General features: G+C 63.9%; 21 protein-coding genes, 3 pseudogenes and 1 riboswitch. Of the genes and pseudogenes, 12 read left to right on the top strand and 12 right to left on the bottom strand.

The window, feature by feature from the left end:
• Window positions 1–100: 100 nt before the first annotated feature.
• On the top strand, window positions 101–601 hold the full coding sequence (locus AB8Z38_RS01340; RefSeq protein WP_369722714.1) for a DUF3455 domain-containing protein: 501 nt from the start codon (window positions 101–103) through the stop codon (window positions 599–601).
• Window positions 602–605: 4 nt separating this feature from the next.
• Here AB8Z38_RS01340 and AB8Z38_RS01335 read toward each other — a convergent pair whose 3' ends face one another.
• Both AB8Z38_RS01335 and alaS read right to left on the bottom strand, forming a co-directional pair.
• A complete protein-coding gene (locus AB8Z38_RS01335; protein ID WP_369722713.1) occupies window positions 606–1,832 on the bottom strand; it encodes a cyclic nucleotide-gated ion channel in 1,227 nt (408 codons plus the stop codon).
• A 4-nt stretch (window positions 1,833–1,836) separates the two neighbouring features.
• Entirely contained in the window at window positions 1,837–4,515 is a 2,679-nt protein-coding gene (gene alaS, locus AB8Z38_RS01330) for an alanine--tRNA ligase (RefSeq protein WP_369722712.1), read from the bottom strand.
• 234 nt (window positions 4,516–4,749) lie between these two features.
• Window positions 4,750–4,839: riboswitch (glycine riboswitch) on the top strand.
• Between the two features lie 219 nt (window positions 4,840–5,058).
• Between alaS and gcvT the strand changes: the two genes are divergently transcribed.
• From gcvT to gcvP, 3 genes and pseudogenes are all read left to right on the top strand, one after another.
• Entirely contained in the window at window positions 5,059–6,132 is a 1,074-nt protein-coding gene (gene gcvT / locus AB8Z38_RS01325; protein ID WP_369726717.1) for a glycine cleavage system aminomethyltransferase GcvT, read from the top strand.
• Between the two features lie 11 nt (window positions 6,133–6,143).
• Window positions 6,144–6,512, top strand: coding sequence for a glycine cleavage system protein GcvH (gcvH, locus tag AB8Z38_RS01320; RefSeq protein ID WP_369722711.1), 369 nt, complete (start codon window positions 6,144–6,146; stop codon window positions 6,510–6,512).
• Between the two features lie 180 nt (window positions 6,513–6,692).
• A pseudogene (gene gcvP, locus AB8Z38_RS01315) lies at window positions 6,693–9,573 on the top strand (aminomethyl-transferring glycine dehydrogenase).
• 195 nt (window positions 9,574–9,768) lie between these two features.
• Here the strand turns inward: gcvP and AB8Z38_RS01310 are convergent.
• The 4 genes from AB8Z38_RS01310 to AB8Z38_RS01295 form a co-directional block, all read right to left on the bottom strand.
• Window positions 9,769–10,440 (bottom strand): hypothetical protein, encoded by a 672-nt coding sequence (locus AB8Z38_RS01310; protein ID WP_369722710.1) that lies wholly within the window; start codon window positions 10,438–10,440, stop codon window positions 9,769–9,771.
• A 90-nt stretch (window positions 10,441–10,530) separates the two neighbouring features.
• Window positions 10,531–10,899 carry a hypothetical protein gene (locus AB8Z38_RS01305; protein ID WP_369722709.1) on the bottom strand — a complete coding sequence of 123 codons (369 nt, stop codon included), beginning with the start codon at window positions 10,897–10,899 and terminating at the stop codon, window positions 10,531–10,533.
• Window positions 10,900–11,084: 185 nt separating this feature from the next.
• Entirely contained in the window at window positions 11,085–12,173 is a 1,089-nt protein-coding gene (gene recA / locus AB8Z38_RS01300) for a recombinase RecA (RefSeq protein ID WP_369722708.1), read from the bottom strand.
• Window positions 12,174–12,503: 330 nt separating this feature from the next.
• A complete protein-coding gene (locus AB8Z38_RS01295; RefSeq protein WP_369722707.1) occupies window positions 12,504–12,674 on the bottom strand; it encodes a hypothetical protein in 171 nt (56 codons plus the stop codon).
• Between the two features lie 348 nt (window positions 12,675–13,022).
• On the opposite strand from AB8Z38_RS01295, the gene AB8Z38_RS01290 reads away from it, so the two are divergent.
• The 4 genes from AB8Z38_RS01290 to AB8Z38_RS01275 all read left to right on the top strand — a co-directional run bounded on the left by AB8Z38_RS01290 (window position 13,023) and on the right by AB8Z38_RS01275 (window position 15,095).
• Complete coding sequence (locus AB8Z38_RS01290; RefSeq protein ID WP_369722706.1) at window positions 13,023–13,247, top strand: hypothetical protein; 225 nt, start codon at window positions 13,023–13,025, stop codon at window positions 13,245–13,247.
• 9 nt (window positions 13,248–13,256) lie between these two features.
• Window positions 13,257–13,511 (top strand): hypothetical protein, encoded by a 255-nt coding sequence (locus AB8Z38_RS01285; RefSeq protein ID WP_369722705.1) that lies wholly within the window; start codon window positions 13,257–13,259, stop codon window positions 13,509–13,511.
• A gap of 993 nt (window positions 13,512–14,504) precedes the next feature.
• Entirely contained in the window at window positions 14,505–14,693 is a 189-nt protein-coding gene (locus tag AB8Z38_RS01280) for a hypothetical protein (RefSeq protein ID WP_369726716.1), read from the top strand.
• Between the two features lie 168 nt (window positions 14,694–14,861).
• On the top strand, window positions 14,862–15,095 hold the full coding sequence (locus tag AB8Z38_RS01275; protein WP_369722704.1) for a hypothetical protein: 234 nt from the start codon (window positions 14,862–14,864) through the stop codon (window positions 15,093–15,095).
• An 11-nt stretch (window positions 15,096–15,106) separates the two neighbouring features.
• Here AB8Z38_RS01275 and AB8Z38_RS01270 read toward each other — a convergent pair whose 3' ends face one another.
• The 3 genes from AB8Z38_RS01270 to AB8Z38_RS01260 form a co-directional block, all read right to left on the bottom strand.
• The gene (locus AB8Z38_RS01270) at window positions 15,107–15,361 is read right to left on the bottom strand and encodes a hypothetical protein (protein ID WP_369722703.1); all 255 of its coding nucleotides are present in this window, start codon (window positions 15,359–15,361) and stop codon (window positions 15,107–15,109) included.
• A 100-nt stretch (window positions 15,362–15,461) separates the two neighbouring features.
• Window positions 15,462–15,761: a hypothetical protein gene (locus tag AB8Z38_RS01265; RefSeq protein ID WP_369722702.1), complete on the bottom strand. Its 300-nt coding sequence runs from the start codon at window positions 15,759–15,761 to the stop codon at window positions 15,462–15,464.
• A 45-nt stretch (window positions 15,762–15,806) separates the two neighbouring features.
• The gene (locus tag AB8Z38_RS01260) at window positions 15,807–16,190 is read right to left on the bottom strand and encodes a hypothetical protein (protein WP_369726809.1); all 384 of its coding nucleotides are present in this window, start codon (window positions 16,188–16,190) and stop codon (window positions 15,807–15,809) included.
• On the opposite strand from AB8Z38_RS01260, the pseudogene AB8Z38_RS01255 reads away from it, so the two are divergent.
• Window positions 16,077–16,542, top strand: a pseudogene (locus tag AB8Z38_RS01255) (PaaI family thioesterase). The gene AB8Z38_RS01260 and the pseudogene AB8Z38_RS01255 sit on opposite strands and share 114 nt — an antisense overlap.
• Before the next feature lie 107 nt (window positions 16,543–16,649).
• Here the strand turns inward: AB8Z38_RS01255 and AB8Z38_RS01250 are convergent.
• Window positions 16,650–16,943: an HdeA/HdeB family chaperone gene (locus tag AB8Z38_RS01250; protein ID WP_369722701.1), complete on the bottom strand. Its 294-nt coding sequence runs from the start codon at window positions 16,941–16,943 to the stop codon at window positions 16,650–16,652.
• Between the two features lie 184 nt (window positions 16,944–17,127).
• Between AB8Z38_RS01250 and AB8Z38_RS01245 the strand changes: the two genes are divergently transcribed.
• Window positions 17,128–17,370 carry a PilZ domain-containing protein gene (locus tag AB8Z38_RS01245; RefSeq protein ID WP_369722700.1) on the top strand — a complete coding sequence of 81 codons (243 nt, stop codon included), beginning with the start codon at window positions 17,128–17,130 and terminating at the stop codon, window positions 17,368–17,370.
• Here AB8Z38_RS01245 and AB8Z38_RS01240 read toward each other — a convergent pair.
• Both AB8Z38_RS01240 and AB8Z38_RS01235 read right to left on the bottom strand, forming a co-directional pair.
• Window positions 17,354–19,453: a pyrroloquinoline quinone-dependent dehydrogenase gene (locus AB8Z38_RS01240; protein ID WP_369722698.1), complete on the bottom strand. Its 2,100-nt coding sequence runs from the start codon at window positions 19,451–19,453 to the stop codon at window positions 17,354–17,356. The genes AB8Z38_RS01245 and AB8Z38_RS01240 overlap by 17 nt on opposite strands.
• Window positions 19,454–19,472: 19 nt before the next feature.
• Entirely contained in the window at window positions 19,473–19,703 is a 231-nt protein-coding gene (locus AB8Z38_RS01235; RefSeq protein ID WP_369722697.1) for a hypothetical protein, read from the bottom strand.
• 153 nt (window positions 19,704–19,856) lie between these two features.
• On the opposite strand from AB8Z38_RS01235, the gene AB8Z38_RS01230 reads away from it, so the two are divergent.
• Both AB8Z38_RS01230 and AB8Z38_RS01225 read left to right on the top strand, forming a co-directional pair.
• A complete protein-coding gene (locus AB8Z38_RS01230; RefSeq protein WP_369722696.1) occupies window positions 19,857–20,261 on the top strand; it encodes a hypothetical protein in 405 nt (134 codons plus the stop codon).
• A gap of 109 nt (window positions 20,262–20,370) precedes the next feature.
• A pseudogene (locus tag AB8Z38_RS01225) lies at window positions 20,371–20,701 on the top strand (hypothetical protein).
• The last annotated feature ends 47 nt before the right edge of the window (window positions 20,702–20,748 follow it).

Here is a 20,748-nt window from a genome sequence, read left to right as displayed (position 1 = left end):
CCGGAAATAGTTTGGATTGCTTCGTCGCCAGCGCAAAAATTGCTCTGCAATTTTGTCGCGGGCTCCTCGCAATGACGAGACCTAGGGCGAAGGAAATATCATGCCGACACTCAAGCGCCTTGCGTTCGCAGCCTTCGCACTGACCAGCACCTCCGCGTTCGCCGCCGACGCGCTCCCCGACGCCATCGCCGCCCCCGGCGAGAGCGTCGTGCTCAGCGTCCATGCCGAGGGCGCGCAGGTCTATGAATGCAAGGCCGGCGCCGACGGCAAGCTCGCCTGGACTTTTCGCGAGCCGATCGCCACGCTGCTCAATGAAGGCAAGACGATCGGCCGGCACTACGCCGGGCCGAACTGGGAGCACGCCGACGGCAGCGCGGTCGTGGGCAAGGTTGTCGGCAATGCACCGGGCGCATCCGCCGCCGATATCGCCTGGCTGAAGCTGGAGGTCGCCTCCCGCCGCGGCAGCGGCGTGTTGACGCCGGTCACCACCGTCCAGCGCATCAACACCCACGGCGGCAAGCTCGAGGGCGCCTGCGACAAGGCCGGCGAGTTCAAAAGCGTGCCCTACTCGGCCGAGTATGTCTTCCTGAAAAAGGGCTGACCGATCAGCGATCCGTGCCCTCGCGCTCGCCTTGCGCGAGTTCTGCCGCCGCAACATCGCCGCTCTCCTCGATCCGCGCTTTCGCGGTCTTGTGGACATGCGCGGCCAGCGTCGGCATGCGCGCGATCAGGGCGTGAAAATCCTGCGCGTCGAGCACCAGCAGCCGCGTCTTGCGCGTCGCCGTCACCGTGCCGCTGCGCTTGGTTTTGTGCAGCAGCGCGATCTCACCGAAGAAGGTGCCGTCCGCGAGCCGCACATGCTGGTTCGGCAGCGCGATCTCGACCTCGCCGGCGGTGATGAAATACATCGACGAGGCGGCGTCGCCACGGCGCACCAATATCTCGCCCTGTTCGATGGTGCGCGCCCGCAGCAGCCGCATGATGTCGGCGATCTCGGAGGCCGAAAGGTGCGAGAACAGCGGCACCCGCGCCAGCATGCCCCAGGTGACGACGAAATCGCGCCGCTTCACTTCCTCGGCAAAGGCGGTGGAGATGATCGCCACCGGCAGCGCAATCATGGCAAAGCCGCTGATGATGGTGAACACGGAGATGAACTTTCCGAGCGCCGTCACCGGCACGACGTCGCCATAGCCGACGGTGCCGAGCGTCACGATCGCCCACCACATCGCTTGCGGAATGGTGCCGAGCTTGTCCGGCTGCACGTCGCGCTCGATGGCATAGAGCAGCGAGGCAAACGTCAGGACCGCGCCGATCAGGATGACGATGCAGCCGATCAGCGCCCGCCGCTCGGCATGGACGGCGGCGAGCAGCGACCGCATCGCCGGCGAGTAGCGGACCAGCTTGAAGAACGGCAGCACGCCGAGCGCGGCCAGCGTCGCATGCCGGCCCGTGGCGAGCACGATCGCGGCCGGCAGGAACGCGAGGAGATCGATGATGCCGAGCGCGGAGAAAGCGTAAGACAGCCGGTCGGCGAGCGCTGAGGTCTTGCGCTGGGTGTGGCCCGCCACCGTCCACATCCGTGCGGCGTATTCGAGCGCAAACACGACGATGGACAAGATGGTGATGCCCGCGAACAGCGCGCCGAATTGCGCGTCCAACTCCGGCACCGAAGCGAGGATCATCGCGACCACGTCGAGCACGATGACGGCGATGACGAGCTGGATGAAGCGCGACCCGACCGAGTAGGCCAGCGGATCGTGCTCCAGCAATTCGTAGAGGCGATCCCTCAAATTGGGATCGCGCAAGCCACGTCCTCGCGGAACGAGGCCCACGGCCTCAGGCGCCGATCATGGCTTTTTCGATGGCCGACAACGCCGCCGCCGCCTTGGCTCCGTCGGGACCGCCGGCCTGCGCCATGTCGGGCCGGCCGCCACCACCCTTGCCGCCGAGTGCTTCGGAGGCAACGCGCACCAGATTGACCGCGTTGAAGCGCGCGGTGAGGTCCGCGGTGACGCCGACCACCACGCCGGCCTTGCCGTCCTCGGTGACGCCGACGATCGCGACCACGCCGGAGCCGATCTGCTTCTTGCCGTCGTCGGCCAGGCTCTTGAGATCCTTCATCTCGATGCCCTCGACCGCGCGCGCCATCAGCTTGACGTCGCCAACCTCACGCACGCCAGCGGCCGCGCCGTTGCTCGAAGACGCACCGCCGCCCATCGCCAGCTTCTTGCGGGCGTCGGAGAGTTCGCGCTCGAGCTTCTTGCGCTCGTCCATCAGCGCGGCAATGCGCCCCGGTACGTCGTCGATCGAGGTGCGCAACTCGTTCGCTGCGGTCTTTGCCAGCGCCATGGTGTCGTTGGCGTGCCTGCGCGCATAGTTGCCCGTCAGCGCCTCGATGCGGCGGACGCCGGAGGCAACCGCGCTCTCGCCCGTCAACGTGATCAGGCCGATATCGCCGGTGCGCCTCACATGGGTGCCGCCGCAGAGCTCGACCGACCAGCCGAGCGCATTGGCGCCGCGCTCGCGCGCGGTCCGGCCCATCGAGACGACGCGAACCTCGTCGCCATATTTCTCGCCGAACAACGCACGCGCGCCGGCTTCGCGGGCTTCGTCCACGCCCATGACGCGGGTGGTGACCTCGTCGTTCTCCAGCACCACGTCGTTGGCAATGTCCTCGACGCGGGCGAGCTCCTCCGCCGTGATCGGCTTCGGATGCACGAAGTCGAAACGTAAACGATCCGGCGCGACCATCGAACCGCGCTGGGCGATGTGATCGCCGAGCACCTGGCGCAGCGCCTCATGAATGAGATGCGTCGCCGAGTGGTGCGCGCGGATCGACGAGCGCCTGCCGTGATCCACTTCGAGCTGCAGTGCGGTGCCGAGCTTCAGCTCGCCGCTCTCTAACGTGCCGATGTGGACGAAGAGATCGCCGAGCTTCTTCTGCGTGTCGGTGACGCGGAATTTGATCCCGCCCTCGCCTGTCAGCACGCCGGTATCGCCGACCTGGCCGCCGGACTCCGCGTAGAACGGCGTCTGGTTCAGCAGCAGCGCCCCGGTCTCGCCGGCCTTGAGGCTGTCGGTTTCCTTGCCGTCCTTGACCAGCGCGGCAACGACGCCTTCGGCGCTCTCGGTCTCGTAACCCAGAAATTCGGTGGCCCCGAGCTTCTCACGCAGCGGGAACCAGATCGCCTCGCTCGCCGCCTCGCCCGAGCCGGCCCAGGACGCGCGCGCCTTCGCCTTCTGACGCTCCATCGCGTCGGTGAAGGAAGCCTGGTCGACGCCGATGCCGCGCGACTTCAGCGCGTCCTGCGTCAGGTCCAGCGGGAAGCCGTAGGTATCGTAGAGCGTGAAGGCGACATCGCCGTCGAACATGTCGCCCTTCTTCAACGAAGCGCTCTTCTCATCGAGGATGGCAAGGCCGCGCGTCAGCGTCTTGCGGAAGCGGGTCTCTTCCAGCCGCAGCGTTTCCTCGATCAGATTCTCCGCGCGCATCAGATCGGGATAGGCCTGGCCCATCTCGCGCACCAGCGCCCAGACCAGGCGATGCATCAGCGGCTCCTTGGCGCCGAGCAGCTGCGCATGCCGCATCGCGCGGCGCATGATCCGGCGCAGCACATAGCCGCGCCCCTCGTTCGAAGGCAGCACGCCGTCGGCGACGAGGAAGGCCGAGGAGCGTAAATGGTCGGCGATGACGCGGAACGAGGCCAGGGTCTTCTCGTCCGGTCCGCTGCCGAGCGCGGACGCCGTCGCATCGATGAGGTGACGGAACAGATCGGTCTCGAACACGCTGTCGACGCCCTGCATGATGCAGGCCATGCGCTCCAGGCCCATGCCGGTGTCGATCGAGGGACGCGGCAGCGGCACGCGCTCCTCCTTCGTCACCTGCTCGTATTGCATGAACACCAAATTCCAGAATTCGAGGAAGCGGTCGCCGTCCTCTTCCGGTGAGCCCGGAGGTCCGCCCCAGATGTGCTCGCCGCGATCGATGAATATCTCCGAGCATGGCCCGCACGGGCCGGTGTCGCCCATCGCCCAGAAATTGTCCGAGGTCGGGATGCGGATGATGCGGTCGTCGGAAAAGCCCGCGATCTTCTTCCAGAGGCCGGCCGCCTCGTCGTCGGTGTGATAGACGGTGACGAGCAGCTTGTCTTTGTTGAGCCCGAATTCCCTGGTGATCAGCGTCCAGGCCAGCTCGATCGCGCGCTCCTTGAAATAATCGCCGAACGAGAAGTTGCCGAGCATCTCGAAGAAGGTGAGATGGCGCGCGGTGTAGCCGACATTGTCGAGGTCGTTGTGCTTGCCGCCGGCGCGCACGCATTTCTGCGAGGTGGTGGCGCGCTGATAGGGGCGCTTCTCGACTCCGGTGAAGACGTTCTTGAACTGCACCATGCCGGCATTGGTGAACATCAACGTCGGGTCGTTGCGCGGCACCAACGGCGAGGACGACACGATCTCGTGCCCGTTCTCGGCAAAGAAGTTCAGAAAGGTCGACCTGATCTCGTTGACGCCGCTCATGTTCATCCAATCGGGTGTGCTTGGGCCCGCCAACACGCCATCCAAACCGCAAGTTTGGGCTGATATCTGCGGACAGAAGCGCTTTTAGACAAGGCCAGCTTCGCTGTCCAGAAACTGTGCAGAGAGATCAGAGGGTTGCCGCAGCCGCGCAATCCGGTTGCAATCCCAGTTGAAAGCCGCCAGCTGCGCGTTGACAGGCTTGGCCGGGCTGTGGTCTGTACCCATCTGTATCGTACGGCCACGTCGGGAGAGACCGGCACTGGTAGCCGGCGCCGAAGGAGCAACCGCCCCGGAAACTCTCAGGCAAAAGGACCGCGTGGCTTTGACAGCATCTGGAAAGAGGCGCCGACGGGCTTAAGACCCGGACGACGTCCGCCGACGGGATAATACTCTCAGGCACAGCGACAGATGGGGCTTCGACTGGTGTCCATCGGGGAATCCTCCCCGGGGAACCGCCGAGGGCCCCTGTGATGCTTGCGCGCGACGACCAAGACCCTCAAACGTACGCCCCTTCACGGCCTGCACGTGTCGCTCGGCGGCAAGATGGTGCCGTTCGCGGGCTATGACATGCCCGTGCAATATCCCGCCGGTGTCCTGAAAGAGCATCTGCACACCCGCAGCTCGGCCGGCCTGTTCGACGTATCCCATATGGGCCAAATCGCGCTCAGGCCGAAGTCGGGCAACGTCGAGGACGCCGCCCGCGCGCTGGAGCGGCTGGTGCCGCAAGACATCGTCGCGGTTGTGCCCGCGCGGCAGCGCTACGCCCAGTTCACCAATGCGGATGGCGGCATTCTGGACGATCTGATGGTCGCCAATTTCGGCGATCACCTGTTCTTGGTCGTCAATGCCGCCTGCAAGGCCGCGGACGAGGCGCATCTGCGCGCGCATCTCTCGGACGACTGCATCATCGATTCGCTGGCCGACCGTGCACTCGTCGCGCTGCAGGGGCCGAAGGCGGAATCGGCGCTGGCGAAATTGTGTGCAGATGCGCCCGGCATGAAGTTCATGGATGCCGGGCCGCACAAGGTTGCCGGCATCGACTGTTTCGTGTCGCGCTCCGGCTACACCGGCGAGGACGGTTTTGAAATTTCGGTTCCCGCAGCCGACGCCGAGCGCCTCGCCAAGACGCTGCTCGACAATCCCGACGTGCTGCCGATCGGGCTGGGCGCACGAGACAGCCTGCGGCTCGAGGCCGGGCTCTGCCTTTACGGCCACGACATCGACATCACGACCACGCCGGTCGAGGCCGCGCTGGAATGGTCGGTGCAGAAGAGCCGCCGCAGCGGCGGCGCCCGCGCCGGCGGCTTTCCCGGTGCGGAAAAGATTCTCGCGCATTTCGACCAGGGCGCGAGCCGCCGCCGCGTCGGCCTGCGCACCGAAGGCCGCGCGCCCGTGCGCGAGGGCGCGCTGCTGTTTGCAGATGCGACATCAAGCGAGCCGATCGGAAAGGTCACGTCGGGCGGTTTCGGCCCGAGCCTGAACGCGCCGGTGGCGATGGGCTATGTGCCCGCAAGCCTGAGGGCGCTCGACACCAAACTGTTCGCCGAGGTGCGCGGCCAGCGCCTGCCGCTCACCGTCGCCGCCATGCCCTTCGTGAAAAACACCTACAAACGCTGAGGACTGAGACAATGACCGCGATGCTGTACACCTCCGACCATGAATGGCTGGCCATCGAGGGCGATGTCGCCACCGTCGGGATCACCGACTACGCGCAGTCGCAGCTCGGCGACGTCGTGTTCGTCGAGTTGCCCAAGATCGGCCGCACGCTGAAGAAGGCGGAAGCCGCCGCCGTGGTGGAATCGGTCAAGGCCGCGTCCGACGTCTACGCGCCTGTGACCGGCGAGGTGCTCGAGACCAACCCCGAGCTCGCGAGCGAGCCGGCGCTAGTGAACACGGACGCGCAAGGCAAGGCGTGGTTCTTCAAGATCAAGATTGCCGACAAGAGCGAGCTCGGCGGCCTCATGGATGAAGCCGCCTACAAGGCGCACACGGCGTGAGATGAAGCGAACTCTGACCTCATATTCGGTGTCATCGCCCGCGCAGGCGGGCGATCCAGTACGCCGCGGCCCATCGGCCCTAGCCGAAGCGCCTGCGTGTACTGGATGCCCCGCTCCAGTGCGCAAGTACGCACAAGGCGCGGCATGACGGCGACAGATGATCTAAAGCGAGGACCCATGATGACCGCGCACCGCAAATCCAACGGCGACACCGCCAGTTTCGTTCGCCGCCATATCGGTCCGTCGGCGCGCGACGTCGCCGCGATGCTGGAGACGGTCGGCGCCAAAAGCGTCGACGCGCTGATGGCGGAAACGCTGCCGGCCTCGATTCGGCAGGCCGCGCCGCTCGATCTCGGCAAGCCCTTGAGCGAGACCGAGGCAATTGCGCACATGGCCGAGCTAGCGCGCGACAATCAGGTCTTCACCTCGCTGATCGGCCAAGGCTATTCCGGCACGATTTTGCCCGCGGTGATCCAGCGCAACGTCCTGGAAAATCCGGCCTGGTACACGGCGTACACGCCCTATCAGCCCGAGATCAGCCAGGGCCGGCTGGAGGCGCTGCTCAACTTCCAGACCATGATCTGCGACCTCACCGGGCTCGACGTCGCCAACGCCTCGCTGCTCGACGAGGCGACCGCCGCGGCAGAGGCCATGGCCCTCGCGGAGCGGCATTCGCGGGTCGAAGCGAAAGCCTTCTTCGTCGACAAGGACGTGCATCCGCAGACGCTCGCGGTGATGCGCACCCGCGCGGAGCCCCTGGGGTGGTCCCTGATCGTCGGCGATCCCCTCACCGATCTCGACAAGACCGACGTGCTGGGTGCGCTGCTGCAATATCCGGGCTCGTCGGGCGCCGTGCGCGATCTCCAGGCCCGCGATCGCGACATTGCACGCCAAGGGCGCGCTCGCGATCATTGCCGCCGACCTGCTGGCGCTGACACTGCTCGCCTCGCCCGGCGAGCTCGGGGCCGACATCGCGATCGGCTCGGCGCAACGCTTTGGCGTGCCAATGGGCTATGGCGGGCCGCACGCGGCCTATATGGCGGTCCGCGATGCGCTGAAGCGCTCGCTGCCGGGCCGCATCGTCGGCCTCTCCGTGGATTCGCGCGGGATGCCGGCCTATCGCCTCGCGCTCCAGACCCGCGAGCAGCACATCCGCCGCGAGAAGGCGACCTCCAACATCTGCACCGCGCAGGTGCTGCTCGCAGCGATCGCCTCGATGTACGCGGTCTATCACGGGCCCGAAGGCCTCTCGCAGATCGCGCGCAATACCCATCGCCGCACGGCCGTGCTCGCGGCCGGCCTGCGCAAGCTCGGCTTCGCGCTACAGTCCGATAGCTTCTTTGACACCGTGACGGTCGACGCCGGCGGCAAGCGTGACGAGATTGTCGCGCGCGCGGCCGCCGAGAAGATCAATCTCGGTCTCGGCGATGGCACATTGCGCATTGCGCTCGACGAGACCACGACGCCGGCGACGGTCGAAGCGGTCTGGCGCGCCTTCGGCGGTACGCTCGCTTACGCCGAGATCGACGCCACCACGCGCGAGGCGCTGCCGGAGACGCTGAAGCGCGGTACCTCCTTCCTCACCCATCCGGTGTTCCACGCGCATCGCTCGGAGACCGAGATGCTGCGCTACATGCGCAAACTCAGCGACCGCGATCTCGCACTCGATCGCGCGATGATTCCGCTGGGATCCTGCACCATGAAGCTGAACGCGACCACCGAGATGATGCCGCTGACTTGGCCGGAATTCGGCTCGCTGCATCCGTTCGCGCCGCACGAGCAGGCACGCGGCTATCATGCGTTGTTCGCGCGGCTGGAAAAATGGCTGTGCGACATCACCGGTTATCACGCGATCTCGCTCCAGCCGAATTCAGGCGCGCAAGGCGAGTATGCCGGGCTTCTGGCCATTCGCGGCTATCATGCCGCGCGCGGCGAGGCGCATCGCAAGATCTGCCTGATCCCCTCCTCGGCCCACGGCACCAATCCGGCCTCGGCCGCGATGGTCGGCATGGACGTGGTGGTGGTCGCCTGCGAAAAGAACGGCGACGTCGACGTCAATGATCTCAGGGCGAAGGCGGAGAAGCATTCGACCGATCTCGCCGCGGTCATGATCACCTATCCCTCGACCCATGGCGTGTTCGAGGAGCACATTCGCGAGATCTGCGAGATCGTCCATGGCCATGGCGGTCAGGTCTATCTCGACGGCGCCAACCTCAACGCGCAGGTCGGCCTGTCCAGGCCCGGCGATTACGGCGCCGATGTCAGCCATCTCAACCTGCACAAGACCTTCTGCATCCCGCATGGCGGCGGCGGCCCGGGCATGGGTCCGATCGGCGTGAAGGCGCATCTCGCGCCGTTCCTGCCCGGACACCCCGAAAATCGCCATCGCTTGGCGAAAGCGGATGCGGCAGTCGGCCCGGTCTCGGCCGCGCCGTTCGGCTCGGCTTCGATCCTCACCATATCCTACATCTACATCTTGATGATGGGCGGCGACGGCTTGAAGCGCGCGACCGAGATCGCGATCCTCAACGCCAACTACATCGCCGCGCGTCTCGATGCGCACTTCCCGGTGCTCTACAAGAACGAAACGGGCCGCGTCGCGCATGAATGCATCGTCGATCCCCGCGCGCTCAAGACGACGTCCGGCGTCACCGTCGACGACATCGCAAAGCGCCTGATCGACTACGGCTTCCACGCGCCCACCATGAGCTTTCCGGTGCCGGGCACGTTGATGATCGAGCCGACCGAATCGGAGTCCAAAGCGGAACTGGATCGTTTCTGCGACGCCATGATCGCGATCCGGAAGGAGATCGCCGAGGTCGAGGCCGGCCGCTTCAAGATCGAAGCATCGCCGCTGCGTCACGCCCCGCACACGGTGCACGACATCGCCGACGACAGCTGGGCCCGCGCCTACACCCGCGCTGAGGGCTGCTTCCCCGCGGGGAGTTCGCGCACCGACAAATACTGGAGCCCGGTCGGCCGCGTCGACAACGTCTACGGCGACCGCAATCTGGTGTGCTCGTGCCCACCGGTGAGCGATTATGCGGAGGCAGCGGAGTAGGACCAGACGAAGGTTTCGTAGGGTGGGCAAAGCGGCTTGTCCGCCGTAGCTCGAAGAGCGAACGCGTGCTCACCATTGCTGCAACACTCGCGGAAAGATGGTGGGCACGGCGCGCGAAGAGCGCGCCTTTGCCAACCCTACAGTTCTGATGCGTATCTACGGCGCAACCAGCGAACGGCCTTCGCGGTCCCAGCGTCAGAGCCGTCCATTGGTCAGGTGCGTGCCGCCCCACCAGCGGTCGATCAGGTTGTGGCGGCAGAAATCGTCCTCGCCGGCGACAACCGCTCGCCCCAGCTCAGTCAAACCAACCTGACTCTTCCTGTAGCGATGATGACGAGCGACTTCATCCTTTTCGAACGGCGCCTCGCCCAGCCCGAAAATCAGCGGCGCTGGACACTGTGCCAAATCGTCCAGCAATTCGCCGGCCTCGCGCTCATCAAAGACCTCTTGGTGCCGCGCCGCCATCCGCGCCACTTGAGGATCGGTGCACCCGTCTTGGATGGAGCCGAGCATCGCCATTTCGCTCGCGCCAAGACCTGTTGATACGTCAGGCATCTCCTCGAACAGGGCGATAAGAGCCGACCGCAATCGCGGCAGCATCGTCAAATCCTCCATCAGCAGATCGAAACAGGACTGAGGTGTCGGGGCACGCCAGGCGTTCCAGGCGCGACTCGCCAGCGCCACGTGATCGTCCGTGACTTTGAACACCGGCAGCTTCCATTTCGCCAACGATTCCGCACGATAATTCGCGACGACGTCATCCGTGTGCACCAGGCTGAGCTTCGTCGTGATTTCCTTGTGCGGGCGAAGGAGGTTGAGCAACCAGACAAGCACGAGTTGATCGTTGGGCTGAGGATCGATCCACAATGCAATCGAATCGAATTTTTCGCAGAGCCCGAAAAGGCCACTATCCCGTGTACCGAAATCTTTCAGCCAGCACCGCCGAGCGTCGTCGAGCTAGTGATCGCCGACATTGCCGTACTTTGCCGATCGCGGCTCCAGCCCCATCATGAGCTGTTCCTCGGACGGCAGCCGGTCCATGACGAAGCGAACAGAGAATCCAAGGACAACGTTCGCCAAACGCGTCGGCTGCAATTGAAGTGGTGCAAGGTCATTTGTCGTCAGAATCAAATGGGACATGCCCCTCTCCCTGATCGGTCCTACTTTCTTCCCGATTGATTCTACTTTTTCTTCGGGAGGGAATCCCAGCGCAGTGTGAGAAGTACGCCGATCCCGGCTATCGAACCAATTCCCAATAGAACGATCCCCATCAGGATCGAATATTTGCGCGTGCGCTTTGGCGTGCCGCGTTTGAACAACAAGCATAGGCTGCTCCCTTGACTACGAACCGGCGCTAGCAAGCATCAGCCAAGCCTAGACTTGGCCACCATCACAATGCAGCCTGAGAATGTATTTGGGTCCAGCCGCCAAAACGAAACGGGCACTGACGACGTCGGCAACTCAACGTCCTCAGCGCCCGCTCCTCGCGAAACACTCTTCGTGTTTAGGCTTTACTCGTCCGCCGGCTCCTCGCCATCGGCGTCGCGCTCGGGGCTGCCGGCGAGAATCTGCTCGGCGATGAGGCCGGAGTTCTGGCGGATCGCGGTCTCGATCTTGGCGGTGATGTCGGGGTTGGCCTTGAGGAACGCTTTCGAGTTCTCGCGGCCCTGACCGAGGCGCTGACTATCGTAGGAGAACCAGGCGCCGGACTTCTCGACGATGCCGGCCTTGACGCCGAGATCGAGGATCTCGCCCATCTTGGAGACGCCCTCGCCGTACATGATGTCGAATTCGACTTGCTTGAACGGCGGCGCCAGCTTGTTCTTCACCACCTTCACGCGCGTGGTGTTGCCGACCACCTCGTCACGCTCCTTGATCGCGCCGATGCGGCGGATGTCGAGACGGATCGAGGCGTAGAATTTCAGCGCATTGCCGCCGGTGGTGGTTTCCGGCGAGCCGTACATCACGCCGATCTTCATCCGGATCTGGTTGATGAAGATGACCATGGTGTTGGACTTGTTGATCGAGGCGGTCAGCTTGCGCAGCGCCTGGCTCATCAGCCGCGCCTGGAGGCCCGGCAGCGCATCGCCCATCTCGCCCTCGAGCTCGGCCTTCGGCACCAGGGCCGCGACCGAATCGATCACCAGCACATCGACCGCGCCGGAGCGAACCAGCGTGTCGCAGATTTCCAGCGCCTGCTCGCCGGTGTCGGGCTGCGAAATCAGAAGCTCGTCGATATTGACGCCCAGCTTGCGCGCGTAGACCGGGTCGAGCGCGTGCTCGGCATCGATGAAGGCGCAGATGCCACCCTTCTTCTGCCCTTCCGCCACCGTATGCAGCGCCAGCGTGGTCTTGCCCGAGGATTCCGGCCCATAAATCTCGACGACACGCCCCTTCGGCAGTCCGCCGATCCCAAGCGCAATATCGAGCCCCAGCGAGCCCGAGGAAATCGACTCGACATCCATCGAACGGTCGTTCTTGCCGAGCTTCATCACCGAGCCCTTGCCGAACTGGCGCTCGATCTGGGAGAGCGCGGCGGCGAGAGCTTTACTCTTGTCCATGGAAGATCCTTCGACGATACGCAGGGCAGTGGTGGACATCGGGTCGTGCTCCTTATGGCGAGGATTCGGCTGAGGGACAAACGATTGGCGAGGCAGCTCGTCGATAAAAGCAATGTACCCTATTTGTTCTTGGTTCGCAATATGTTCTTTTCCGGATTTTGGCGCGCGCCGAAATGGGCCACTCGCAAATGCGAAACAGGCCACTCCCCGGAACAGCTCCGTTAAGAACCCGTTAACTGCGAAGCAGCATCGAGCAGCTGATTAAGAATCTTGAACTCGACAAAGAGATTCTTCCGATCAGGACGACGAAGAGAACGACGTGTTCAAATGAATGAGGCCGCCAACTGAGGCGGCCTCTTTTTGTGATCACTAACCGAACTGGCAGGACGGGTGGCCACCAGCCTCAATAAAACCTTTAAGGATCCCCCCTGCAAAGGCGGCCCAGGCTTCGGTCTGATTATTTCGAACGCCGCCGTTCACTTCGTTCAGGTCTTCAAGCGTCAATTCAAGCTCGGTAACATCGCGCTGCTGCTTATCCATGTTCTACTCTCTCTGGTTGGGCTGCAGAGCCAATCTCTTGCAGCCGTGGTCGCAGCAATATTCCGTCCGCTCGTGCGCCGCAGTGACGGCCATCACACAAGAACCCAGCGCCGCTGCTCGGGTGCGAAGACAACAAAGCCCCACCTCGCGGCAGGGCTTTGCGTTTTGATACCTCGCAAAATAGGCCACCCCCAAAACCAAACCAGGCCACTGCGCTCGGAAACAGGCCAGTACCCAAATCCGGCGCTGGCCGTTTTAACCCTAGTGACCTAGTTTGAATTTTGCAGTGGCCTCATTTCAGGATAGGTTCCCCAAGTACGCAGTGCCGCGTGCACGGGTGCAGGGGCCATGCCGATCAATCGGCTTTTCAGGGAAGGCAAGATCGAGCCGGAACAACTCGAACGGCTGAATCGGGCATTTGCATTCACGTTGCGCAGCCTGAGCCTCGTGGATCGCGACGACCCGCTCTGCGAGATCGTCGCCCGCAAGATCATCGAGATTGACGCACTTGGCACTCACGATCCCAATGAAATTGCCAAGGTAGCCGCTAAGGAATTCGGCATCCCGAAGTAAGGCCGCCTCATGGGCGGCCTCTTTCATCCCCAAGCTCAATCAATCGCGAAAAAAGCCACCACGGGCGGATCGATTGCAATGAAGGTAGAATACCACCTCAATTGCGGCTTGAACGATGACCGAGCCAACCCCGATTCTACTTTGCATGGGGTTGTTTTCGCGATTTTCATCAGCGGCCTCCCCGCCCGCGCCCTACATCAGCGCCAGCAGCACGATGCCGATGATCAACACCACAAATCCAGCCGCCGTCGCGGCGGCGAATGACCGCTCTACCCTGTCCATGATGCACCCCGCTATCGGCCCGCCACGTTTCCCCCATGGCTTTGCCGTGCGTTCAAAGTGTCGCCAACGGTTGTGTCCTAAGTTGTGCGATCGGATGTCTGAATTGGGATGCGAGAGCCTCTCTCAGCACGGCAACCTATGCGCCGGCAGTTTCGGATCCCATTCGTCCCGCTTGTCAGGCTGCCGTAAGCTGAGCGGGCTAGGGTCGCTTGGCTATGGTGTTGCAGCCCAGCACCTCAGCCTCCAATAACCTGTCGCCCCGCTTGGCTCTGCCCAGGCGGGGCTCTTTTCGTGGCATGTGTCGTGGCGAGTTCGAACGCTTCTTCGTCCCGCGCTTCGCCTGCGTGCAATCCGTGCGGGGAATTCGCCAGCGTCCCGCCTTGGCGCGCATCAGTGCAACCGGATTGGCCCGACAATCCCTCGAAACGCCACAAGGTGACAAGGCCGGTCTCGCCGCACCGCTCGCACACGAGATTTTCGTCACCGAGCATGAAGCGCCCACGCTTGAACGCAAGGGAGGAGGCGGGCCGCCGGCAGTGCGGACAGACCAACGAGAAATTTCGTGCGCCCCAGCGCACGGCGAGATGTCTTAGCCAGTTCACGTCTTCCCCTTCCGCGCGATCGCCGGCGCGGCCTCCACACGTCACGGGCATAGTAGCAGCGCACGCAAAGGTGGAAAAGCTCGGAGACCGGCATTTCCATCGAATGGCCGCGGTCCCGTATTGGAACCGCGAAATCATCCGTGGTTCTCCGGCCATGAACGGAGTTCCTGACCGAAAGGGCAGCTGCGGTGTCCGTTCCGTGGGTGCGGCAGCGTCGCCTTTCGGAATTTGATTTCGCTTGTTTCGAACCGCGCGCGCTTTCAGGATTTTCCGTGAAGTATCCATGACTTACCGGGAAATTTTTGCGCGTCAGCGGAATATCGGGATTCCCGACATGTTAGCAGTCATGGAAAGTCAGATCGTGGAGGTGACCATGAATCGCAGGGGAGTAGAGTTCACGATTGCAAGGACAGCCATTCCAGGGGTCTGGCAGTGGCAATTCCGGATTGGCGACCAGACCAAAACGGGGAGGACCGAGACGAAGATCGAACTCCTGGCGATCCGTCGCGTGCAACTGCGTATCGATCGCGAGCTGAAGGCCCTCGCGCGCAAAACGGCCTGAGCAAGACGGCCGGAATCGGCTGGACCGCTACGGGCGCGGGCAACCGGGCCGCGGCGCCCCCGCAAGGCGTATTCCGTAGACGACCGGAATTGATCTGCCCGCGGTTTGGGATTGCACTGGGACGCCCATATGGGCTCGGGGCGCGGCCATATGCGATCGGTACCAGCCATGGCACTCTATTTCTTTCGAATCCGGAACGGCCACTATTCCGGCTGCGCCGAGCATGCGACTGAGTTCGCCGATCGCGCCTCGGCCTGGAAGGAAATGACCGCCGTCTGCGCCGACATGGCCGCGGGCATCTCCCGCAAGCTCCAGGAAAACTCGGAATGGCACATGGAACTGCTCGACGAAGCCAAGGAGCCGGTGTTCCGCATCCGCATCGTCGCCGAATCCCTCGACTAGGCCGACCGGCGCTAGTCGGCGCTGGGCAGCCGCCGCATGGTGAATTCGATGTCGCCGCCCGGCAATTCGCGCCAGGTCTCGACTTCGCTCATATAGCCGGCTTTGGGATAGCGGGCGAAGAAGGCCTGCGCTCTTGCCCGCGCGGCGGCGCGCGGCAAGGTGAAGCTCTCACGCAGATAGCCGTCGCCCGCCCGGTCGCCCGGTTTTGTAGCCGCCTTGTGCCGGCGCGCCATCCGCTCGGCGAGATCCCGCGGACGATCCGCCATATCCTGCCTCCTCGACGCAACACTTGTTGCGAATGTAGGTTGCGGGCCGGGCGAAGGGGAGTCCCGCCGGAGACGTCAGCGGTCCCGACCGCGGCTGCGGTCAATTGGCCGCGGTGCCGGCCTTGGTCTTCTTGGGCGCGCTGGTCGCGGACGCTTTCGGCGCTGCCGCCTGCTTCGGAGGGTCGGAGCGCATGCCGCCCCAGGGATCGTTGGACGATTTGGCGTCCGGAATCTTCTTCAGCGTTTCCTTGTAAGCCTTGTCGCGTTCGGCCTGCGCGGCCTCTTCCTCCGGGGTCTTGGCCGGGCCATCCTGCATCAAATTAATATGGGGCATTTCCTGCGCATAGGCCGGTCCCGCCAGCACAGCCAGCAACACTGCCGCCATACGGAAAAGCTTCATCATCTACTCCTTGATCATCGATGGGGGGGTGGAGCCTCACGGCCGCTAGAGCCGATCCGATCTGCACGATTTCGGCGAATGCAGCCAGTCATCCCAGATCGGCCCGCACCTGGTACACCCATTCAGCGCCAGACCCTGCGCCGCTAGGCAAAACACGAGCACACATCGACGCAACATCATCCACCCGCTCCCAAGCTTGCCATCATAGCGGGCGAAGTCGGGCATTTTCAAGCCGACGCAGAACCGGGTGACTTTGCCACGCCAAAGCGGGCAGAATGGCCGAAACATCCGGCAACACGCGAGGAAACCGCCATTGTGCCATCGCAGCCAGTAGCAGAGTTCGGCATCGCCGACGCCAGACGCATCCTCGGTGAGGTCTTTGCGCCCTGGGTCCAGGATCTCGATCCCTCCGTCGAAAGCATCGATCACGTCCCGCCGCCGGGCGCGACGGACTGGCAGCCGGGCGCGTTGTTACGCATGGCGTTTTCGGAACGGCTGTGCCGGCACGGCGGCGTGGTATGCGGCCAGGCGCTGATGGCGCTTGCCGACACCGCGATGGTGATCGCGAACCTGGCCGCCAACCGCGGCTATCGTCCGATGACGACGGTGGACCAGACCACGCATTTTCATGCGCGCGGTTTCGTCATCGGACGTGCTGGCGGATGCCCGCGTCGTGCGGCTCGGACGCACCATGAGTTTTGGCCGCGTCACCCTGCTTTCCGCCAGCGACAACAAGCAGGTGGCGATGGTGTCGAGCGCGTTCGCGATGCTGCCCGGATGATCCGAAACGACGAGAGCCGCAGTGCAAGCCAAATGCGCCGCGGCTCTCAATGCAGATCACGCAGGCAACCCGAAGCGCTAGCGCGCTCAGGCGTTGCTTTTCAAGCCTTACTTGCCGAGCACTTCGTCCGCCGCGGTGACGATGCTCACCGTCGGATTCTTTCCGCAATAGGTGCCGAACTTCTTGGCGTTGTCGACGAACACGTCGGTATCGATGATGGCGTTGTCCTCGTCCCCCTTGTACCAGCCGTCCATCCAGGTCAGCACCAGCTTGATGGTGTCGTCGCCGCTCTCGAGGAACTGCTTGCAGCTCATGGTCGAGAGGTCGAGCTTGGTGGCGTGAGCGGGAACGGACGACAGCGAGAGGGCTGCGACGAACAAGATCGAAAATGTGGTCTTCATCAGTAATCTCCATGGGGCGCGTAACGCCATAAAGGAAAGCCTCTTGGGGAAAGTCGACGGAGGAATTCTCCGCTTCAACGTGGTAAACGCAGTCTGAAGAGCTCTGCAAGTAGCGCCAGTATTGAGTTTAGTTCAACGTAATTTCTATACACTAATTTACATTCGTCGTTATGGATTAACGCGAATGACCGAAAAGCGTGCAGCGCAGCGCTACCGTGTTTTCAAGGGTGGAAGGATCACCTTTCAAGGCGGCGGCATCGCGTGCACGGTGCGTAATATGTCGGCCGGCGGCGCCGCGGTTGATCTCGACGGCCTCGCCATACTGCCGCAATCCTTCACGCTGTCGATCTCGCGCGACAATTTCGTGCGAAATTGCCGCACGATCTGGCGGAGCGACAAGCGCCTCGGCCTCACCTTCGTGCAGTGACATCCGTGATGTGAACGAACGTTCGCATCACATGCGCGGCGCAAGCTTCATCCCGCCTGATACGACGCTGGCGACGCCAGCGCAGGCCCGCGATGACCAGCGCGATGATCGCGAGCGCAAGCGCTGACAACCCCGCAAAAAATCGTCCACCGGGACGATCGATCGTGCGCGACCACAACGACGGCCCCTCGCCCGGCCGCGCCAGCCGGAACGCAACGACGCTGTCGCCGATCGAGGTGCCGGCTTCGGAATGGCCGCCGGCGCCGATCGCCACATACTGCTCGCCCTTCCAGAGATAGGTCATCGGATTGGCGACGCCGGGCACCGGCAAGCGGCCCTGCCACAGCTCTCTGCCGCTTCGCGCATCGAAAGCGCGCAAGTACGCGTCCATCGCGCCGGTGAAGACCAGGCCGCCTCCGGTAATGGCGACGCCGCTCAGAAGCGGAGTGCCCCACGGCAAGGGCATCCCGAGCGGCGCCAGATCCTCGGTGGTTCCGACGGCGGATCGCCAGAGCGTTTTGCCAGCCTTGAGGTCGACGGCGACCATCTCGCCCCAGGGCGGCTTTACACAGATCATCCCGAGCCGCGACGTTACGACCGAACGCGACATCGCGAACGGCGCGCCCTGCTGCCGACCGAAATCATGGCCCGGCGGCGGATTGAAGCCCGCCGCATCCGCGCGCGGGATCAGCTTGATCAGATGCGCGGCACGGCTGGTGTTGACGTAGAGGATCTGGTTGACCGGATCGAATGCCGCACTGCCCCAGTTCACGCCGCCGCCGGTGAACGGAAACTCCAGCGTGCCTTGCGTCGAGGGCGGTGTGAACAGCCCCTCGTTGCGGGCCTGTGCGAACTGCTGTTCGCAGGACGAACTGCGCAGGCCAGGCGGGAACGAGAGCGCATCGTCGGTCGAGATCGTCTGCGAGGTCAGCGCCGGCACGTGGGTCGGGAACGGTTGCGTCGGCGATAGTTTTTCGCCTTCCGCCCCGCCTTGCGGCACCGCGCGCTCCTCGACCGGCCACAGCGGCTTGCCGGTGTCGCGATCGAGCACGAAGACAAACCCCTGCTTGGTGGGCTGGATCACGACATCGCGCTGGCCTTCGCCGGTGTCGATGCGCGCGAGCGTCGGCTGCGCCGGCAGATCGTAGTCCCAGACGTCGTGATGGACGGTCTGGAACGCCCATGCGAGCTCGCCCGTCTCGATGCGCAGCGCCACCACGGAATTCGCGTGCTCGTTGTTGCCGGGTCGTTTTCCGCCCCAAAAATCCGGCGATGGCGAGGACGTCGGCAGGAACACAAGTCCGCGCGCTTCGTCAATCGACATCGCCGCCCAGACATTGGCGTGGCCCGCTTCGATGCCGTCGCGCTTGAGCGGCTCGAAAGTCCAGCGCGGCTGACCGCTGCGCGCATCGAACGCGCGCACCACGCCGCTTGGCGCATCGACGCGACGATTGTCGCCGATCGAGGAGCCAACCACGATCACGCCACGGCCCACCGCCGGCGGCGAGGTGATCTGGAATTCGCCAGGCCATTCCAGCGGCATGCCGATCTCGAGCCTGACTTCACCGCCATTGCCGAACCCGGCACAGGGGATTCCGGTCTTCGCATCAAGCGCGATCAGGCGGACATCGTTCGTACCCATGAAGATGCGCGATCGACAGGCGGCATCCAGAGGCGCCTTGTCATCGACCCAGTAGGTGACGCCGCGGCAGACATAGCGATTGGCCGGACGCTGATCGGTGGCGATCTTCGGATCGTATCGCCACTTTTGCGCGCCCGTGCCGGGATCGAGCGCGATCACTTCGTTGAAAGGTGAACAGAGGATCAGGCTGTCCTCGACGAACAGCGGCGTCGCCTCGAACTTGGTGCGCCGCATCACCTCGGGCGGACGCGCCGCCAGATCGCCGGTGTGAAATTCGAAGGCCCGAATCAGATTGCCGACATTGTCAGGCGTGATCTCTCGCAATGGCGAGAAGCGCGAACCGCCGGGATCGCCGCCCCAACTCTCCCAGGCGAAGCAGGGTCGCGCCGCCAGCAGCAGGAGCGCGACAACGCCGACCAGATGTCGCAGGCGGGTCAGCAACGCCGGTCTCCCGCTTTGCTTATTTCGACTTCTTAGCGGGGTCGCTTGGGCGGGCCCCGCTCCAGGGATCATACTTCTCCTTGGATTCGGGAATGCGCTCGAGCGCGGCCTTGTAGGCCTTTTCGTCGACCTTGGGCTTGTTGTCCGTCTTCGGTCCCTCGTTGGGCCCGCGCCTGCCGCCGCCCATCTGGGCCTGCGCCGAGGCCGCCGTCAGCGCCAACACCGCGGCTGCCGTGACCAAAATCCTCATTGGCGCAATCCCCCTCGTCCGAGGTACAAACTAGCCTGCAATCCCGTAATAGCAAATGCCGCAGCTTCCACCGCTTCAGCAAATGTTGATCAGCCAGGACTTCGCCCGGTCGTATTCGCGCCTATCTGTTGGCCCGCGGGGGGAACTTCACGGATGTTGCGGATTGTTGCTCATATGGCGCTGCTGGTTGGCGCGCTCACGCTCGGTGCTTGCGGCTTTGCCGACAGTCGCGCGCCCGTGCCCGAATTCATGCGCATCAAGGAGGCCGAGCAGCCGCCTCCCGAACCGCCCCCCGATGTCAAGCGCGTGGTCCGCGAGCAGATCGACGTGGTCTTCCTCAACACGTCCTATCCGCGCGAGGTACACGTCGCCCCGCCCCGTCACGAGGTGCGTGGACCTGGCTGGACAGCCTGCGTCCGCGCGCAACTGACCTCCGCGACCGGCTCGGCGCTCGGCCTCCAGACCTACATCGTGACAATCGCCGAGGGAAAGGTCGTCGATCGGCGGCGCGCCGAAGCTGACGACATCTGCGGGTCGGAAATTTACGAACCGATCTAGCAACGGATGATGCCGACGCAAGATGCGGCCTGGGAAAAACATGCAGTTCCGCCGGAACGATCACCGGCTCGCTTTCTTGTTACCGCCGAGGGCAGTTTCGGAGGAGCAGATGATGAGGACACTCGCGATTACCCTGGTGGCCGGCGTCGGCGCCCTGGCCGCGATTGGGGGCGCCAAGGCCGCCGATCTCTACACCACCAGCGAATACACCAGCCCCGATCTCATTCAGGAGGTCCGGCTGGTCTGCGATGACGTCGGCAATTGCTACCGGACCCATGGTGGCGCGCGTGTGATCGTGCGTGACCTACGCGAGGATGCCGCGCGAGCGCTACTACGAGCGCCGCACATATCGCGACTGGGATGACGGCCCGCGTGCCGGCGTCGGCATTCGCACGCCCGGCGTCAGCGTGGGCGTCGGTGTCGGCGACGACCGCTATTGATAAGACATCGTAGGCGGGACCGGCCGAGACAATTCGTCCGGTCTTGT

The sequence above is a fragment of the Bradyrhizobium sp. LLZ17 genome, assembly GCF_041200145.1.
Lineage (GTDB): Bacteria > Pseudomonadota > Alphaproteobacteria > Rhizobiales > Xanthobacteraceae > Bradyrhizobium.
Note: the sequence above shows the minus strand (reverse complement) of the source record. Positions and strands in the feature narration are given on the sequence as shown.

Coding starts and splice junctions, on each gene's coding strand:
- AB8Z38_RS01285 (WP_369722705.1), top strand. CDS start 13,257: ATGGGCGGCCTCTTTCATCCCCAAGCTCAATCAATCGCGAAAAAAGCC.
- AB8Z38_RS01340 (WP_369722714.1), top strand. CDS start 101: ATGCCGACACTCAAGCGCCTTGCGTTCGCAGCCTTCGCACTGACCAGC.
- AB8Z38_RS01275 (WP_369722704.1), top strand. CDS start 14,862: ATGGCACTCTATTTCTTTCGAATCCGGAACGGCCACTATTCCGGCTGC.
- gcvH (WP_369722711.1), top strand. CDS start 6,144: ATGACCGCGATGCTGTACACCTCCGACCATGAATGGCTGGCCATCGAG.
- AB8Z38_RS01265 (WP_369722702.1), bottom strand. CDS start 15,761: ATGAAGCTTTTCCGTATGGCGGCAGTGTTGCTGGCTGTGCTGGCGGGA.
- recA (WP_369722708.1), bottom strand. CDS start 12,173: ATGTCCACCACTGCCCTGCGTATCGTCGAAGGATCTTCCATGGACAAG.
- AB8Z38_RS01235 (WP_369722697.1), bottom strand. CDS start 19,703: ATGAGGATTTTGGTCACGGCAGCCGCGGTGTTGGCGCTGACGGCGGCC.
- AB8Z38_RS01230 (WP_369722696.1), top strand. CDS start 19,857: ATGTTGCGGATTGTTGCTCATATGGCGCTGCTGGTTGGCGCGCTCACG.
- AB8Z38_RS01280 (WP_369726716.1), top strand. CDS start 14,505: ATGAATCGCAGGGGAGTAGAGTTCACGATTGCAAGGACAGCCATTCCA.
- AB8Z38_RS01250 (WP_369722701.1), bottom strand. CDS start 16,943: ATGAAGACCACATTTTCGATCTTGTTCGTCGCAGCCCTCTCGCTGTCG.
- AB8Z38_RS01305 (WP_369722709.1), bottom strand. CDS start 10,899: ATGCTTGTTGTTCAAACGCGGCACGCCAAAGCGCACGCGCAAATATTC.
- gcvT (WP_369726717.1), top strand. CDS start 5,059: ATGGTGCCGTTCGCGGGCTATGACATGCCCGTGCAATATCCCGCCGGT.
- AB8Z38_RS01295 (WP_369722707.1), bottom strand. CDS start 12,674: ATGGATAAGCAGCAGCGCGATGTTACCGAGCTTGAATTGACGCTTGAA.
- alaS (WP_369722712.1), bottom strand. CDS start 4,515: ATGAGCGGCGTCAACGAGATCAGGTCGACCTTTCTGAACTTCTTTGCC.
- AB8Z38_RS01245 (WP_369722700.1), top strand. CDS start 17,128: ATGACCGAAAAGCGTGCAGCGCAGCGCTACCGTGTTTTCAAGGGTGGA.
- AB8Z38_RS01290 (WP_369722706.1), top strand. CDS start 13,023: ATGCCGATCAATCGGCTTTTCAGGGAAGGCAAGATCGAGCCGGAACAA.
- AB8Z38_RS01270 (WP_369722703.1), bottom strand. CDS start 15,361: ATGGCGGATCGTCCGCGGGATCTCGCCGAGCGGATGGCGCGCCGGCAC.